This window comes from Microcystis sp. M53598_WE2, assembly GCF_030067735.1.
Classification (GTDB): domain Bacteria; phylum Cyanobacteriota; class Cyanobacteriia; order Cyanobacteriales; family Microcystaceae; genus Microcystis; species Microcystis aeruginosa.
This window is the reverse complement of the sequence record NZ_JASJFE010000017.1, coordinates 1-16,407: the sequence shown is the minus strand read 5'-3', so window position 1 is coordinate 16,407 and position 16,407 is coordinate 1. Positions and strand designations below refer to the sequence as shown.

At 44.5% G+C, this 16,407-nt stretch carries 14 protein-coding genes and 2 pseudogenes; 9 read left to right on the top strand and 7 right to left on the bottom strand.

Annotated elements, in window-relative coordinates; genetic code table 11:
* The 5 genes from PX636_RS00415 to rpmH all read right to left on the bottom strand — a co-directional run.
* Positions 1-480, bottom strand: a 480-nt coding sequence (locus PX636_RS00415; protein WP_288115871.1) for a Jag family protein, incomplete at its 3' end; no start/stop codon positions are given.
* Complete coding sequence (gene yidC, locus PX636_RS00410) at positions 480-1,628, bottom strand: membrane protein insertase YidC (protein ID WP_012264073.1); 1,149 nt, start codon at positions 1,626-1,628, stop codon at positions 480-482. The genes PX636_RS00415 and yidC, both read right to left, overlap by 1 nt.
* A gap of 84 nt (positions 1,629-1,712) precedes the next feature.
* On the bottom strand, positions 1,713-2,108 hold the full coding sequence (locus PX636_RS00405) for a PH domain-containing protein (protein WP_002738951.1): 396 nt from the start codon (positions 2,106-2,108) through the stop codon (positions 1,713-1,715).
* Positions 2,098-2,460 carry a ribonuclease P protein component gene (gene rnpA / locus PX636_RS00400; protein WP_002797764.1) on the bottom strand — a complete coding sequence of 121 codons (363 nt, stop codon included), beginning with the start codon at positions 2,458-2,460 and terminating at the stop codon, positions 2,098-2,100. Before rnpA ends, PX636_RS00405 begins: the two co-directional genes overlap by 11 nt.
* Before the next feature lie 26 nt (positions 2,461-2,486).
* Positions 2,487-2,624 (bottom strand): 50S ribosomal protein L34, encoded by a 138-nt coding sequence (rpmH, locus tag PX636_RS00395; protein WP_002739276.1) that lies wholly within the window; start codon positions 2,622-2,624, stop codon positions 2,487-2,489.
* Between the two features lie 90 nt (positions 2,625-2,714).
* Here rpmH and PX636_RS00390 point away from each other — a divergent pair, with 90 nt between their 5' ends.
* Together PX636_RS00390 and PX636_RS00385 are read left to right on the top strand one after the other, a co-directional pair.
* A complete protein-coding gene (locus PX636_RS00390; protein ID WP_288115869.1) occupies positions 2,715-4,679 on the top strand; it encodes an amylo-alpha-1,6-glucosidase in 1,965 nt (654 codons plus the stop codon).
* A 90-nt stretch (positions 4,680-4,769) separates the two neighbouring features.
* Positions 4,770-5,438, top strand: a complete 669-nt coding sequence (locus PX636_RS00385; protein WP_002797767.1) for an HAD-IA family hydrolase — start codon at positions 4,770-4,772, stop codon at positions 5,436-5,438.
* Positions 5,439-5,527: 89 nt separating this feature from the next.
* Here PX636_RS00385 and grpE read toward each other — a convergent pair whose 3' ends face one another.
* Positions 5,528-6,250 carry a nucleotide exchange factor GrpE gene (grpE, locus tag PX636_RS00380; RefSeq protein ID WP_288115867.1) on the bottom strand — a complete coding sequence of 241 codons (723 nt, stop codon included), beginning with the start codon at positions 6,248-6,250 and terminating at the stop codon, positions 5,528-5,530.
* Between the two features lie 240 nt (positions 6,251-6,490).
* On the opposite strand from grpE, the gene PX636_RS00375 reads away from it, so the two are divergent.
* The 4 genes from PX636_RS00375 (at position 6,491) to PX636_RS00360 (ending at position 11,764) form a co-directional block, all read left to right on the top strand.
* The gene (locus tag PX636_RS00375; protein ID WP_288115866.1) at positions 6,491-8,506 is read left to right on the top strand and encodes a GspE/PulE family protein; all 2,016 of its coding nucleotides are present in this window, start codon (positions 6,491-6,493) and stop codon (positions 8,504-8,506) included.
* Between the two features lie 130 nt (positions 8,507-8,636).
* Positions 8,637-9,737, top strand: a complete 1,101-nt coding sequence (locus PX636_RS00370) for a type IV pilus twitching motility protein PilT (RefSeq protein WP_002797770.1) — start codon at positions 8,637-8,639, stop codon at positions 9,735-9,737.
* Between the two features lie 180 nt (positions 9,738-9,917).
* Positions 9,918-11,132, top strand: a complete 1,215-nt coding sequence (locus tag PX636_RS00365) for a type II secretion system F family protein (RefSeq protein ID WP_288115864.1) — start codon at positions 9,918-9,920, stop codon at positions 11,130-11,132.
* A gap of 95 nt (positions 11,133-11,227) precedes the next feature.
* Positions 11,228-11,764: a hypothetical protein gene (locus PX636_RS00360; RefSeq protein WP_061432556.1), complete on the top strand. Its 537-nt coding sequence runs from the start codon at positions 11,228-11,230 to the stop codon at positions 11,762-11,764.
* Positions 11,765-11,806: 42 nt separating this feature from the next.
* Here the strand turns inward: PX636_RS00360 and PX636_RS00355 are convergent, their stop codons facing one another.
* Positions 11,807-14,377 (bottom strand): TIGR03960 family B12-binding radical SAM protein, encoded by a 2,571-nt coding sequence (locus PX636_RS00355; protein ID WP_002797773.1) that lies wholly within the window; start codon positions 14,375-14,377, stop codon positions 11,807-11,809.
* 179 nt (positions 14,378-14,556) lie between these two features.
* Here PX636_RS00355 and PX636_RS00350 point away from each other — a divergent pair.
* The 3 genes and pseudogenes from PX636_RS00350 to PX636_RS22515 all read left to right on the top strand — a co-directional run.
* Positions 14,557-15,706, top strand: a pseudogene (locus PX636_RS00350) (IS630 family transposase).
* A 290-nt stretch (positions 15,707-15,996) separates the two neighbouring features.
* Positions 15,997-16,281 (top strand): type II toxin-antitoxin system Phd/YefM family antitoxin, encoded by a 285-nt coding sequence (locus PX636_RS00345; RefSeq protein WP_002797776.1) that lies wholly within the window; start codon positions 15,997-15,999, stop codon positions 16,279-16,281.
* Positions 16,271-16,407 (top strand): annotated as a pseudogene (locus tag PX636_RS22515) (Txe/YoeB family addiction module toxin); the annotation flags it as partial. The gene PX636_RS00345 and the pseudogene PX636_RS22515, both read left to right, overlap by 11 nt.

Sequence of the window (16,407 nt, the reverse complement as noted above, 5' to 3'; positions counted from 1 at the left end):
TACTAACCGGCGATCGGGTTCCACGCCGCGACTTTCCGTGGTTAAATCGTTTTCTTCCTGAAAAAAGGCATGGATTTGGCGACGTTCCGCCGAAGATAGGGCTTTTAATTCTATTTCCTGCCCTGTTTGCCGCACTTGCGTCGCCGCTTGATTCACCCAGTCGAAAAGTTCTGCCTGTTTTTGTTGACGATAGCCATTGATTTCGACAATATAGAACTGATGTTCTGCCGCCTCGACACCAATATTCAGAATCGTATTAGCTAGGGATTGAATCGCATCCAGTCCCTCACCCTTGTTAGCGAGGAGAAGTTCCACTTGTTGGGGACTCAATTGACTGCTATCAATAATTAACCAACAGGAGGAAGGTCCAGTTCCCAATTCCTGCACACCAATCTGGACATCTGTGGGCATGGCCATCAACTTTAGCAGTTTTTCCAGCCATTGTTTAGCTTTCTCGCTATTTTGCTCCCATATACTCATTACGATGTTTTTTCCTTTTTCTTGCTAGAACGTTTTTCAAAGGGGAGAGCATCGCGGGATTTTTCCGTTTTTTCCTGTTCCGCTACCAATTTTTGCAGGTTTTCCGGTAACGGTTCCCGCATCAAAATCACCGTTTGAATAGTTTGGAAGATGTTCGCAGTTAAGATATACATCAATACCCCCGCTGGTAAGGGGAAAAACAGGAACATCATACTAAAAATTATCGGGGTGATTTTATTCACCGTTTGCTGTTGTTGGGCTGCTCCCCCCGAAGGCGCACCGGCACCGGATAACTCTTGGTTAACATAGATACTAATACCGAAAGCGATCACCATCGCCAAGATATCCCAGTGAATTTCACCATCTGGACCGGTTGCCCCAATTCTTCCCAGGGCCTCAATAAAGAGAAAACCCGTATTAGCGGCAATCCCCGGCACGATAACTTTAATACTGGCATCTCCGGGGGCTAAAGCGACGATGGAACCGTCTTCATTAACTTGCACCAGTTCTTGACCTTTAACCACCTCGTAGGTGGGTTTTAGGTTATTTTCGGGTGCTTCCGTGGCTAATTGGCTTAAAGACTTGCCCTGGTCGTTTTGCAGGTCGATTTTTACCTGTTCTCCCGGGGCGATTTTATTGCCTTGGGGTAAAAAAGCGGTGATGGGATAGTGGAGAGACTCGTCAATATAAACGTTTTGGGGTTTGGTGGCATAGAGTTGGCGCTGCACCATGGCGATTTGTTCGCTCGGCAACACCTGTAAATCGACGGTGTAGTTAATATCCGAGAAGGGGGAACCCCGCAGCGTCGCAAATAAAGCCAAAAGAATCGGCATTTGTAATAACAGGGGTAAACAACCCGCTAGGGGATTGCCCAACTCCTGCATTAATTTGCCCATTTCCTCCTGTTGTTTTTGCGGGTCATTTTTGTAGCGTTGTTGAATTTCTGTCTGTCTTTCCTTCATTAAGGGTTGAGTGATTCGCATTTTTCTCATATTGCGAATCTGGCCGGCACTGAGGGGAAAGACGGCAAATCTGACCACCAGCGTTAAAGCAATGATGGCGAAACCGTAACTATGCACAATCCGAAAGAAAAAATCTAGGATTGGCAACATGATATTTGTGGAAATAAATCCGACTCCAAAATCCATGGGTTTAATCTATGCCTTCTCGTTTAATAGGGGTTCACTTTGACAAATCTAATTTATCGAATCTCGGCGATCGATTATTTTGTTTTATTGACTGATGATCGATTCTAGGGGACGACCGGTTTTATCGGCGACTCTTTCGGCAATATAGTCATGAATTTCCCGGAATTTCGGCATCGCGCGCATTTCTAAACGACTTCTATCCTTGAGAGTTACGACAATATCCCCCCAAAGACCAATTCCTCTCGGCATTTTTGCCACTTTTGCCACTTCTGAATAGATAATATCTGTGCGATCTCGTCCCATCCAACCCCCGGTGATCGAAATCCGCCGATCGGTTATCTTATATCTTAACCAGATTGCCCGTACTACTGCCCCAACGGTCAAAGGTAAACAAATCACCGTAAATCCTAGCAGTATATTGATGATTAGGTCGCCGATGTGCGGACCCCCTTCATAAAAAGTTTCTTCTTTAATGCCCATGAATTATATTGGCCTTCACTAACAACTGCTTTAATTCTCGCAAAAAATGTTCATAATTGCACTCGATCGCCCCTGGACGGATAATGATTATCCCTCGCCATCCTGCCGCTATTTCTGGCAATAACTCCCGAATTACCGCTCTTATTTGTCTTTTTAGTCGATTACGAACCACCGCTTTTTTACTAACTTTCTTGCTAATCGAGATACCAAAACGACTGGGGCCGGGGGCATCTGGGCAAGAATCCTCTAAACTAATTAAGGTTAAGTGGGAACCGTGATAACGCTTCCCTGTTCCATAGACAGCTTGAAAATCCTGTCGATGTTTTAAGCGATGAATTTGGGGTAGTCCCACGAAAATTAGTCGGTTCCCAGAATAACCTAAACACTTAAACGATAGCGCCCTCTTTTCCGACGAGCTTTAATTACTTTGCGTCCGTTGACGCTACGCATTCTCGCTCTAAATCCAGAAGTGCGCTTCTGTTTGCGCGTGGTTCCTTCTAAAGTACGTTTACTCACTGCTGATTTTCCTCCTTAAGATAGAGTTACTCTATAGATATAAAGACACAATTTTCTATTATAACAAAATTACTAGGAATTGGGAAGCCCATGGTCAAGCTCCGTTTTGGTCGAGATATCTGTAATTGTCTCCCAGTGGCTGAAAAGCGCGAATGGTTAGTCACTAATGGTATTGGTGGTTTTGCCGCGGGAACTGTGGCCGGATTGCTAACTCGCTGTTATCATGGTCTCTTGATCGCTGCTTTGGCTCCACCGACGCAAAGAACGCTTCTTGTGACTAAAATCGATGAATCGATACAATATAACCAGAAAATTTATCATCTGGCCAGCAATCGCTGGTTAGGTGCTACGATCGAACCGCAAGGCTATATTAATATCGAAAGTTTTCATCTGGAAGGCACAATTCCCGTCTGGACTTTTACCTGTGGGGATGCCTTACTAGAAAAGCGTATCTGGATGGAACAGGGAGAAAATACCACCTATACTCACTATACCTACCGTCGTGGCAATTCTCCCCTAACTCTCAATCTGACTGCTTTTGTCAATTATCGTGATTTTCACGGCAATACCCAGGGTTTTAACTGGCAAATGGCTATTAGTCCCCTAGAAAAAGGAGTCAGAGTGATTGCCTATGACAATGCTGTACCTTTTTATCTATTAATCAGTCAGGGAGAGGTTTTTCCCGCTCATATCTGGTATTATCGCTTTGATTTGGCCGTGGAACGTTATCGTGGTTTAATCGATCGGGAAAATCATCTCCATGCCGCCAGTTTTTCGGCTACTCTTAAAGTGGGAGAATCGGTGACAATTGCCGCTAGTACCCGTCCCGATCCCAGTTTAGACGGTCAATCTTCTCTAGAGTCTCGCTATCGCTACGAAAATAGTCTGATTAATCCCCAGCAGCCCGAATGGATTCAACAACTTACCCTCGCTGCCGACCAGTTTATCGTTAGTCGTCCTCTCCGGGATCAACCGGAGGGCAAAACGATAATCGCGGGTTATCCTTGGTTTGGTGATTGGGGTCGCGATACGATGATCTCCCTAAGAGGATTAACTTTGACTACAGGCAGACCTGCGATCGCCCGTCAGATTTTACTAACTTTTTCCCGTTATCTAGACCGGGGTTTATTGCCGAATTTGCTACCCGATGGCGGAGAAATCCCCGAATATAACGCTGTCGATGCTATTCTTTGGTATTTTGAAGCCATTCGTTCCTATTTTAACCAAAGCCAAGATTTTGAGTTTCTCAGAACTATTTATCCCGCTTTAAAGGAAGTGATCGCTTGGTTTCGTCGCGGCACTCGCTACAATATTCACCTAGATGACGATGGTTTGATCTATGCCGGCGAAGCGGGAGTACAATTGACTTGGATGGATGCCAAAGTTGATGATCTGGTGATTACTCCCCGCATCGGCAAACCCGTAGAAATTAATGCCCTTTGGTTCAATGCCCTCAAAATAATGGTTCAATTTGCCCATTATTTGGGCATGGATGCCACTGATTACGAAAAAATGAGAAAAATGACCCTAAAAGGGTTCTCTCGCTTCTGGGATGATTCTCTGGGGTATTGTTACGATGTTTTAGATACGGACAAGGGCAATGATGCCAGTTTACGACCGAATCAACTTTTTGCCGTGTCTTTGTCGGTGGAGGAGTTATTAAATTCCCCACAGAAAAAGGCCATTGTCGATATTTGTGCTTTAAAATTGTTGACTTCTCGCGGTTTGCGATCGCTAGATGCCGATCATCCTGATTACCGTGGCGTTTACAGTGGCGATCGCTTAAAAAGAGATAGTGCCTACCATCAGGGGACAGTCTGGGGATGGTTATTAGGGGCATTTATCGAAGCCCATCTAAAAGTCTATCGCGATCCCATCCTAGCCGAGAGTTTTTTAACACCGATGATCGACCATCTTCGGGATAGCTGTATCGGTAATTTAAGTGAAATTTTCGATGGTAATGCCCCTTTTACCCCTAGGGGTGCTTTTGCCCAAGCATGGACGGTGGCAGAGGTATTAAGAGTTTGGCAAGCGATCCGAGAATTTTCGCCATAATCCTTTAAAATAAGCAATTGTTAGGTGTGTTAGACCAGCTAAAGGACCGACCCTAAAAACCTCAGTCAGACCGTTATAGACAAAACTCTCATGGAGAAACCGCAAGTTATTTTTCTCGATGCTGTGGGTACTCTTTTTGGAGTAAAAGGCAGTGTCGGAGCAATTTATAGTCAAATAGCAGCTGATTTTGGGGTAGAGGTGGCGGCCGAGAGTCTAGAACAATCTTTCTTGGCTATTTTCCCCACTTCTCCCCCCCTAGCTTTTCCTAAGGTTGAACCTGCACAAATTCCCGAGTTAGAGTATCGCTGGTGGCGATCGCTGACTGGGGCAGTTTTTCATAATTTAGGTTATCTGGAACGATTTCCCGATTTTGAGGCTTTTTTTGGCGAACTTTACCGTCATTTTGCCACGGCCGAGCCTTGGGTCCTGTACGAGGATGTCATTCCCGCTTTAAGACTCTGGCAGATTCAGGGGATCGAGTTGGGCATTATTTCTAATTTTGATAGTCGTATCTACCAAGTTTTGGCCGAATTAGGCTTAGAATATTTTTTTCGATCGATCACGATTTCTTCCCATGCAGGAGCAGCTAAACCCGATGCTGAAATTTTTCAAATCGCCCTGCAAAAACATGATTGTTCCCCCGCACAAGCTTGGCATATTGGCGATAGTAAAAAAGAGGACTACCAAGGGGCAAAAGCCTTGGGTATGGAAGCATTTTTAATTAAAAGATCAATCGGTCAAGAGAGAAAAAGTCTCTGAGCGGGGATGGGGGATAGGGGATAGGGAGGGAATACATATCCTACCGGCTAATACCTAACCCTCAAAATGCTTTAATCCCCATCGGGATTTTAGACTAATTCCTGCGATGGAATGTAACTAGATTCTGACTGATCAGCGTTAGGATCTGTCTCTTTGGGGGCGGCCACTTTTACCAAAGCATGACGCAAAACATCTTCTCCGAGAGTGTATCCTCGCACTAACTGCTCGACCACCGTGCCTTCGGGATGTTCATCGGTGTACTCCCGCATCATCGCTTCGTGGTAGGTGGGATCAAAGGGTTGACCTTCCGGACGCATGGGGGAAACACCTAAACGCTTGAGACTCTCTACTAAGATTTTATAGACCCCTTGGTAACTCTTGTGAATACCCATCTCGCCATCATTAGCCGGTTTAATTTGAGTACGGGCGCGCTCAAAATTATCCACCACGCCAAGAATTTCCATCAGGGTTTTGCCCTTGATTTTTGTTTCCAGTTCCTCTTTTTCCTTGGCTGTGCGTTTGCGAAAATTGTCGAACTCGGCCGCTAGAGTGATATAGCGTTTCTTGTAGGCATCAACCTGTTGGGTTTGTTCCTCTAACTGCTGTTTGAGAGTGTCGATTTCCTCTTGTAGAGCATCGATAGTCATTCCCCCTAGAAGGGAAAATTCCTCGCTAGAGGCGGCCTGATCCGTCACAGTTTTGGCTTCATCGGTGACACTGGCTTCCGATTCGGTGGTCAGGGATTCGGGGTAATTAGGAAAGGATTCTTGGTTTTCGTCGAAAATTACTGAGGTATTTGGTTCTGCACTCATAGTAGACAATTTTATTGGGTAATTTGGCAATATATGACCATTTACTGCTAATTTTGGTCTTTAAGTACCAGCTAATAATCAAGGTTTAACCTTTAATGTAACATTTTGTGGACAAGATCCGTAACTGGATATAAGCGACCCCGATAGATAATCGGTGATCTAGAAAAATTTTTGCTAGAATATAGTTCTATTAGTAAAATTGGGAACATTTAAGGGTAGTGGAGAGGTTAAGAATCGTCTATGACATTTTCTTCCAAGAAAACCCGTGCCGTTGCCCTGCGCAATTACTTTTCGCCCTTTGGTAACAAGTTGGTGCAGTCGGGCTATATCGGTGCCGACCAGATGCAACAGGCCTTAGTGGAAACACGGAAATCGGGACGATCGCTAGTAGAAATATTACAACAACTAACCGGGCGCCCTTTGCCCCCGGATTTACAGCGACAGTATAAGAAAAACCAGTTATTTGAACTAAAAATTCTCTACGGAGTCGAATCGATCGACCCCGAATTAACCGATGTGGATGGACTGGAAATAGCCCGATTGATCGATTCTTTGATTCCGATCGATCTTTGTCGTCGCTATCGTCTCATCCCCCTGCGAAAGATCGAAGGAGAGCCGGCTGCGATTTTGATAGCCATGGTCGATCCCGACAACCTCGAGGCTTCCGACGATATTAATCGTATTCTCCGCCCCAGGGAGTTAGGTTTACAGCGTTTGGTGATTACCGGCGAAGATTATGAAAGATTACTGGAAAAATTCCACTCGGCTCAATCGGAACTAGAACAGGAAAAAGCCCGACTGCAAAAAGAAAAAGAACTGGAAAAACTCTCGGATCTCACCGATATTGTCGGCAATATTGATGTGGCCTCCGGGGGTGCTAACGATGAAGTGGCCGATGATCTCGGAGAAGGGGACGCTAATCAAGCCCCCGTCATCAACCTCGTCAATAAAATTCTAGCTAAAGCCCTACAGGAATGGGCTTCCGATATTCACATCGAACCCCAAGAAGAATTCCTGAAAATTCGCTTTCGCAAAGATGGAGTTCTTCATCAAGCTTTTGATCCACTGCCGAAAAAAATTACCCCGGCGGTGACAGCCCGTTTTAAAATCATGGCCGATCTCGATATTGCCGAACGTCGTCTTCCCCAAGATGGTAAAATTCGGCGGATATATCAAGGGCGGAAAGTGGATTTTCGGGTTAATACCCTACCCAGTCGCTACGGGGAAAAAGTCTGTTTACGGATTCTCGACAACTCGGCTACCCAGTTGGGTTTAGATAAACTAATCACCGACCAAAAGACCCTGCAAATCGTCCGAGACATGGCCAGTCGTCCCTTTGGTCTGTTACTGGTGACAGGCCCGACCGGTTCGGGGAAATCCACCACTTTATACTCGGTGTTAGCCGAAAGAAATCACCCCGGGGTCAATATTAGTACGGCCGAAGATCCGATCGAATATTCTCTACCAGGCATCACCCAGGTGCAGGTAATTCGGGAAAAAGGCATGGATTTCGCCTCGATTCTGCGGGCATTCATGCGACAAGACCCAGATGTGATTCTGGTGGGAGAAACTAGGGACAAGGAAACGGCTAAAACAGCGATCGAGGCGGCCTTAACTGGTCACTTGGTCCTAACCACCCTACACACCAACGATGCCGCAGGTGCGATCGCTCGTCTCGATGAGATGGGGGTTGAACCGTTTATGATTTCTGGTTCTCTCTTGGGAGTCTTGGCCCAGCGTCTCATGCGGCGCGTCTGTACCGAGTGTCGAGTCGCCTATCACCCCACCCAAGAGGAATTAGCCCGTTTTGGTCTTGCCGCCGCCAATGAACGGGAAGTGACCTTTTATAAGGCTAATACCCTGACCCTAGAGGAAATTCAACAGGCGCGAAAACAGGGCAATCTCTGCGTTAAATGTAGCGGCAGCGGTTATAAAGGTCGCGTCGGGGTCTATGAGGTAATGCAAAATAGTGAACGACTGCAGCAGTTAATTAACCAAGGGGCAACCACTGATCGCATTAAGGAGACGGCCGTCGATGAGGGCATGGTGACACTCCTAGCCTATAGTTTAAATCTGGTGCGCGAGGGTTACACCACCCTCGAAGAAGTGGAACGGGTGACATTTACCGATTCCGGTCTGGAAGCGGAACTAAAAGCCAAACGGAAAAGCGGTTTAATCTGTCGTGGTTGTCGCGCCGAACTACAACCAGAATGGCTCGATTGTCCCTATTGTATGACACCGCGATTTAGTGATTAAGACAGTTTTTTAGTTATCAGTTATCAGGGAACTCCGGAACCGGCAAAAGTATTATGAATTTGTCTCCTGATGACCGGCTCCTGACTCCTATCTCCTTTTCACTTTTTACCTTATAGATGGGGTTTAACTTATGGAATTAATGATCGAAGATTTAATGGAACAATTGGTCGAGATGGGCGGTTCCGATATGCACATTCAGTCTGGGGCGCCGGTCTATTTTCGCATTAGTGGCAAACTGTCCCCGATTAATGAAGAATCTTTAACCCCGCAAGATTGTCAGAAATTGATTTTTAGTATGCTCAATAATACCCAAAGAAAAGAGTTAGAGCAGAATTGGGAATTAGACTGTTCCTACGGGGTGAAAGGATTAGCAAGATTTAGGGTCAATGTTTATAAAGAAAGGGGGGCTTATGCAGCTTGTTTACGGGCTTTGTCCTCTAAAATTCCTAACTTTGAACAATTAAATTTACCTAGAGTAGTACGGGAGTTATCGGAAAGACCGAGGGGATTAATTCTCGTAACTGGCCAAACAGGTTCAGGTAAAACTACCACTTTAGCGGCAATTTTAGACTTAATTAATCGGACTAGGTCTGAACATATTTTAACTGTAGAAGACCCAATTGAATACGTTTTTCCTAATATAAAAAGTCTGTTTCACCAACGACAAAAAGGAGAAGATACCAAGAGTTTTGCTAACGCTTTAAGAGCATCTTTACGGGAAGATCCTGATATTATCCTTGTGGGAGAAATGCGGGATTTAGAAACAATTAGTTTGGCAATCACGGCGGCAGAAACTGGTCACTTAGTCTTCGGAACCCTACACACTAGCTCGGCAGCGGGAACAGTGGATCGGATTATTGACGTTTTTCCTGCTAACCAACAGGCACAAATTCGCGCCATGTTATCCAATTCTTTACTAGCAGTTTTTAGTCAAAACCTAGTCAAGAAAAAAAATCCTAAACCGGGGGAATTTGGTCGGGCAATGGTACAGGAAATCATGGTGGTAACTCCAGCGATCGCTAACCTAATTCGGGAAGGAAAAGCCCCCCAAGTCTATTCAGCAATTCAAACGGGAATGAAGTTAGGAATGCAAACCATGGAACAGGGATTAGCTAATTTAGTTGTTAGGGGTGTTGTCTCTTTGGAAGAGGCCATTTCTAAAAGCGGTAAACCCGATGAATTACAACGTCTTATCGCCGGGGCCGGCGCTAACGCTAAAGCCCGGATTTAATAACAAATAGTAACCTTTAAGCGTTCGTCAGCCCCTATCAGTTATCAGTGAACAGTAACCAGTAATCAGTGAAAAGAAAGTACCGAAGTTTTCACTTAACACTATCTACCCACTTAAAACTCCAATCTGATAACTGATAACTGATAACTGATAACTGATAACTGATAACTGATTTGTCCTATGCCTAATTTTGTCGCACAAGTTAAAAACGGCTCTGGAAAAGTTTTCCAAGAGAAAGTTGAGGCCATGTCTCCCGAACAGGCCAGGACGATGCTGAAGGCGAAATATGCCGCCGTCGGTAAGGTCAAAAAAGTGGGGGGAGAGATCGATCTTTCCGGTTTAAAGTTGATGTTTACCAGCATTTCCATCAAAGATAAAGCGGTTTTTTCCCGTCAATTTTCGGTGATGATTAATGCTGGTGTGGCGATTGTGAGATGTTTGGGAGTTTTGGGGGATCAATGCGGTAACCTCAAGATGAAAAAAGCCCTACAAGCGATTAGTGCTGAGGTACAGCAAGGGAGTCCGTTATCGGAAGCGATGGCCAAACATCCCGAATGTTTTGATGAACTTTATGTCAGTATGGTCGAAGCTGGAGAGACGGGGGGGGTACTCGATGAAGTGCTGAACCGTCTCTCGAAACTTTTGGAAGATATGGCCCGCTTGAAAAACCAGATTAAATCGGCGATGACCTATCCGGTAGCGGTGGGAATTTTGGCGGTAATTGTGTTTTTCGGGATGACGATCTTTTTAATTCCCGTGTTTGCGAAAATTTTCACCGATTTAAACGTGCCGCTACCGGCCTTAACGCAATTTATGCTCTTTTTAAGTAGTGTGATGCGTAGTTGGTTGATTTTAATTCCGATTGTCACCATTGTTGCCACGGTTTTTTTACTGCGTCGCTATTACAAAACCCCGATGGGTCGTCTGCAAATTGACCACTTTTTCCTTAAAATGCCTCTTTTTGGTGATTTGAATGAAAAATCGGCTGTGGCTAGATTTTGCCGGGTTTTTGGGACTCTGACGCGTTCTGGTGTCCCGATTTTAAGTTCTCTCGACATCGTTTGTAATACGGTGGGTAATCAGGTAATTGCCAATGCGATCGCTGGTGCCAAGGCGGAAATTCAGCAGGGGGGAATGATGAGTTTGGCCCTACAAAAAGCCAATGTTTTCCCACCTTTGGCAATTCAAATGATTAGTATTGGGGAGGAAACGGGAGAATTAGATGCCATGATGATGAAAGTGGCGGATTTCTACGAAGATGAGGTGGAACAGGCCGTTAAAGCTTTAACCAGTATCATTGAACCCTTGATGATGATTGGTGTTGCGGGGATGGTGGGAATTATTCTTTTGTCTATGTACTTGCCCATGTTTAAAATCTTCGATGCGTTGGGATAAGTTGATCAGTGATCAAGTGATCAGTGACTATTGCCGGTAGCTGGAAATCAGCAAGATTTTAATTTTCATCTCCTTTTATTTGATTAGGTGAATCTGTGTCTTACGAAACTTTATTAGCGGAATATAGCTGTCGTGAGGGGGCGATCGAATTATTGCGACAATATCGCCCCTATTTAGAGTTAATTCCTAGTATGCGTCGTCCTGAAGAGAGTTTAATTACTATTCCCTTGCCCTTGGTCAGAATTCGTCCATCTTCTGCCCTTGAATCTAGAAAGACGGTACAATTAGCCTGTGATTTGGCTATTCTGATGTGTGATCCGGAATGGAAAATTAAATTAGGTTCAGAAATCCTGATTTTTATCCATCGTCCGGGGGAAGATTTTTCTGATTTGTTGAAACGCTGGCGCGAAACTCAAATATGTTTAGATAAAGAATATGAATGGTTAATGCCCCCCAGAGAACAACATATGTTTAGTGAAGGTGCAGAAACAATTCATCCTTTATTTGTGGTTTTTGATCAAACGGCCGAGAGAATAAAAAAGGGTTTAAGAGGGGCTTTTTTACCGATGGTTGTTCAAAGTTATCGGCCAGCTTTGATTGATGATTGCTTAGAATTAGTCGATCAAGATTAGCTGACTCTCTGGGGTTAGTATAAAGGGAACAGTTGACGATGGTTAAGTTCCTAAAATCAAGCACTGACGATGGCAATTAAGCAGCGAAATTTCCTGTCCAGAAACCCTTTCTAACATCTCGACGAGATGATCGGGCTGTAGTAAAGTGCCATCATTGCGACAACTGCCCACATAGCACAAAACGGCTTCCTTGTCAACAGTTTTTAACTCTAATTCATATAATTGTTCTCGCAGATTAATCGTGACTTTTTTGCCGGATTTGGTGGTTTTTTCCCGTTCCATCACCGTTGCTTGCTTAATCGCCTCGATCCAATTTTGCCATTGTTGGCAGTCAATTCCCTCACTGTTAAAAGTGAGCAAATACTCGGCTTTTTCTAACAAACGGGTGGCAGCGGGGGCATTTAAGGGAATTTCTTCCACCTGATAAACTGGTAGATCTGCGGGCAATTGTGCGCTTAATTGCTGTTTAAACCTCTCTAAATCGATCACTTTTGTCAATTCAAAATCGACAATCTCACCGCTACTGGTTGCTCCCAAGGATAAAGCATTGGCGATCGAAATGCGCGGACCAGGGTGAAATCCACCGGTAAAGGAAATGGGAATAGCAGCGCGACGGACGACGCGATCAAATAAACGCACCAGATCCAAGTGGCTAACTAAGGCCATTTCGCCAATTTTGCCAAACCAAACCCGAATTCTTTGGGCGCGTTCTTGATTGGGTTGAAAATGTCCGGCAAAAGCGGGAATCGCAGGCGCTTCAATGACGATATTATGACCAAAATCGAGGCTACAAACGCCACAATGGGAACAACCCTCAAAAGAACAATCGGGGACCGTTGCCGCGTCTAGGGCGCGTTTTAAGTCCTCCTGTAGCCATTTTTTATCGATACCGGTATCCAGATGATCCCAGGGCAAAGGACGCTCTAAAATATCTTTGTCTGCATCGGCAAAAATATGCCATTCTCCCTGTTCTATCCGACGATATTTCCAAGTTAAACCGGATTCTTCGATCGCCTGTGACCATGCTTGATAGGCTTTTTCCGTATTATCCCACCAAGCATCCATCCCGGCTCCCAATTGCCAAGCGCGCAGCACCACTTTCCCTAAACTTCTGTCACCGCGACCGATAAAATCTTCCATAGCCGAGATGCGGACATCGGTATAATTGACTTTTACCCCTCTCATGCCTTGGAATTCCTGTCTTAATAACTCCTGTTTGCGGATAAATTCGGCCGTCGAGACGGAATGCCACTGGAAGGGGGTATGGGGTTTGGGCGTAAAATTAGAGATAGTTAGGGTAAAATCGAGGGGTTTCCGCTTCGGTAAACGACATTCCCGACGCAACCAACGCACCGTTTCCGCGATACCGATGACATCCACATCGGTTTCCCCTGGCAAACCAATCATAAAATAGAGTTTGACCTTATCCCAACCCTGTTCGACGGCAGTTTTTATCCCTCTGAGTAATTCTTCGTTGGTTAACCCTTTGTTAATCACATCGCGCATTCGTTGGGTTCCCGCTTCCGGTGCAAAGGTTAAACCCGATTGACGATTGCCCCCAATTATGTTAGCAATATTTTCGTCAAAGCGATCGACTCTTTGACTGGGTAAGGATAGAGATATATTCTCATTCTGGAGACGGTTTTTAATCTCCATACCCACGGCAGGTAAAGCTAGATAATCGGAGCAACTGAGAGATAATAGAGAAAATTCGTTATATCCCGTCGCTCGCATTCCTTTTTCAATCGATTCGATTACTGCTTCCGGTTGCACATCCCGCGCGGGACGGGTTAACATCCCCGGTTGACAAAAACGACATCCCCGAGTGCAACCGCGACGAATTTCCACCACCAGGCGATCGTGAACCGTTTCCACGAAGGGAACTAAACCGATAGAATAGGCTGGGATAGGAGTGGCTACCCGGCGTAAAATTCTTTTCGGTACATCGTCACGATTGGGGATAACTGCACCGATTGGGGTGACATCGTAGAAACGCGGGACATATACCCCCGGAATTTGGGCTAAATCTAGTAATAGTTCTTCTTTGCTTAGATTAGCTAGTTTACCTTCTTCTAAAATTAAACCGATTTCTGGCAATAATTCTTCGCCATCACCAAGGGCGATAAAATCAAAAAAGTCGGCATAGGGTTCGGGGTTAGAGGTGGCAGTTTGTCCCCCGGCAAAAATTAGCGGATAGTTACCCGAGTCTCTTGCTCTCCAAGTCAAGGGAATTGCCGCTAGGTCGAGCATTTCTAAAATATTGGTGGCTCCTAGCTCATAACTGAGACTAAAACCCAGAATATCAAAATCTGTGAGGCAACGACGGGATTCTAGGGCAAATAAGGGGGTTTTTGTCTGTTTGAGTTTTTGGGCTAAATCCGGTGCGGGTAAATAAGTGCGATCGCAGAGTTGGCGGGGTTGAGCATTGAGGATATTGTAGAGGATAATATGGCCGAGGTTAGATGCCCCCACTTCGTACACTTCCGGATAGGTTAACACCCAACGAACCACAGCACTTGCCCATTCTTTATGTTTAGCGCCTAACTCGTTGCCCAAATAACGCGCTGGTCGAAAAATGTCGGGGGTAAGCAGTTGGTCTAAAGCAATAGTCACGGCAATCTACCTCAGATATCGTCAGCAATGGGTGCTTTTCTACTATAGCAGCCAGCCTTTTCAGTGATCAGATCCTGAAGGACGCTACGCGCCCTAAAAAGAAAAAGAGAAACTAGTGGTCTGTCAAAGCAATAATGATGGATAATAGGAGAGGTAAATTCTCCCCAATCTGCTTAAAAATGCCAGCTAAAAAATATATCGTCTCTTTAACTGAGAAGGAACGCCAAGAACTCGAAGAATTAACCCAAAAGGGAAAATCGGCTGCCCGAAAAATCAATCATGCTCGTATCTTACTCAAGGCAGACATTAATCAAATCAATGGGGGATGGAATGATCAAATGATTAGTCAAACATTGGACATAAGTACCAGAACCATTGAGAGAGTGAGGCAAAGATTTGTGGAAGAAGGATTAGAACAATCACTGAATCCCCGTCCGAAAAACTTGTCAAAACTCAGAAAGATAGATGGGGAAGCAGAAGCCCATTTAATCGCCTTGGCCTGTTCGGAAGCTCCCACAGGGTATAGCCGTTGGACTTTACGATTATTAGCCGAACAAATGGTCGTTTTAGAGTATGTAGAAACGATTTCCCATGAAAGCGTCAGACAAGTCTTAAAAAAAACGAAATTAAACCTTGGCTACAAGAATGTTGGGTAATTCCCCCTCAAGCCAATGCAGAGTTTGTTGGCCAGAGGTCAGAAATTTTAGAACTCTACACTCGTCCTTATAATCCAGCTTATCTCTTAGTTTGCTTTGATGAAAGCTGCAAGCAACTCATTTCAGAAATCCGACAACCCTTAACTGCCGAACCAGGAAAACCTGAAGGTTTTGATTATCAATACGAGCGAGAAGGAGTTAGTAATTTATTCATGTTTTTTGAACCCTTAAAAGCTTGGAGACACGTTGAGGTCACTTCACTGTCACTGACCGACGTACCAGCATTGACTATGCCCAACAAATGAAATACTTAGTGGATGAACGTTATCCAGAGGCTCAAAAAATCCGAGGGGTTCAAGATAACCTTAATACTCATGTTAAAGCTTCATTATACAAAGCATTTCCCCCTCGTGAAGCTCGTCGAATACTGGACAAGTTAGAATTTTATTACACTCCTAAGCATGGAAGTTGGTTGAATATGGCTGAAATTGAGTTAAGTGTTCTCAATAGACAATGCCTTAACCGACGCATTCCTTCCCAAGAGATTTTAATCCAAGAAGTGGAGGCTTGGGAACAACAAAGAAATCAAACTTCTTCTCCTGTTGATTGGCAGTTTACTACCGAAGATGCTCGCATCAAATTAACTCAATTATATCTGTCAATTTTAACTTGACAAACCAGTAGAAACGGCGGCTAAGTTTTTGAGCATTTTAACCTCTCTTTTTTGCTAAATATTTTGATTGCGATCGCTATCATCGCACCCAGGTCAAGCAACAGCCCAACCAGGTGCCAAAGGCGGACAACAAAACAATACATACTACCCCCTCACAACTGTATCTTATATTACATTTTAATAAATCTTTATATTTCTCTCCCCAACCAGCGATTGAGATTTTGGGGTTTTTGGGGAGTTCAAGAGCTTGGACTTGTACAATAAAGTTGTACAAGTCTCCCCTAAAAATCATGTTAAGCAAAGAAACCACCTACTCTCAGGCGAGAATGAATTTAGCGAGTCTCTTAGATCAGGTGTGTGACGAATCCCAAATTATCGTCATTAAGCGTCGCAATCAGAAAAATGTCGCCTTAATTGCTGAAGATCAGCTTTCCAGTTTATTAGAGTGTGTTTATTTATTGCGCTCGCCAGAAAATGCCCAACGCTTATTTCGCTCTTTAGCATGGGCCCAGACAGAAGATGCAACTCCTCAAACATTAGCTGAATTGAAAGAGGAGTTAGGAATTGAGTCCTAAAAGAGAAAATAAGCCAGATAAACCTAAAAACAATCCTATTCATAGTTATTTGCCCGTTTTTAGTCCTGATTTCAAAGCAGATTTAGCTTGGTGGTATCGGAACGAACCGAAAAAAGGCGATAAAAT

Coding starts and splice junctions, on each gene's coding strand:
- PX636_RS00375 (WP_288115866.1), top strand. CDS start 6,491: ATGACATTTTCTTCCAAGAAAACCCGTGCCGTTGCCCTGCGCAATTAC.
- PX636_RS00390 (WP_288115869.1), top strand. CDS start 2,715: ATGGTCAAGCTCCGTTTTGGTCGAGATATCTGTAATTGTCTCCCAGTG.
- PX636_RS00370 (WP_002797770.1), top strand. CDS start 8,637: ATGGAATTAATGATCGAAGATTTAATGGAACAATTGGTCGAGATGGGC.
- PX636_RS00345 (WP_002797776.1), top strand. CDS start 15,997: ATGTTAAGCAAAGAAACCACCTACTCTCAGGCGAGAATGAATTTAGCG.
- PX636_RS00385 (WP_002797767.1), top strand. CDS start 4,770: ATGGAGAAACCGCAAGTTATTTTTCTCGATGCTGTGGGTACTCTTTTT.
- grpE (WP_288115867.1), bottom strand. CDS start 6,250: ATGAGTGCAGAACCAAATACCTCAGTAATTTTCGACGAAAACCAAGAA.
- PX636_RS00405 (WP_002738951.1), bottom strand. CDS start 2,108: ATGGGCATTAAAGAAGAAACTTTTTATGAAGGGGGTCCGCACATCGGC.
- yidC (WP_012264073.1), bottom strand. CDS start 1,628: ATGGATTTTGGAGTCGGATTTATTTCCACAAATATCATGTTGCCAATC.
- PX636_RS00365 (WP_288115864.1), top strand. CDS start 9,918: ATGCCTAATTTTGTCGCACAAGTTAAAAACGGCTCTGGAAAAGTTTTC.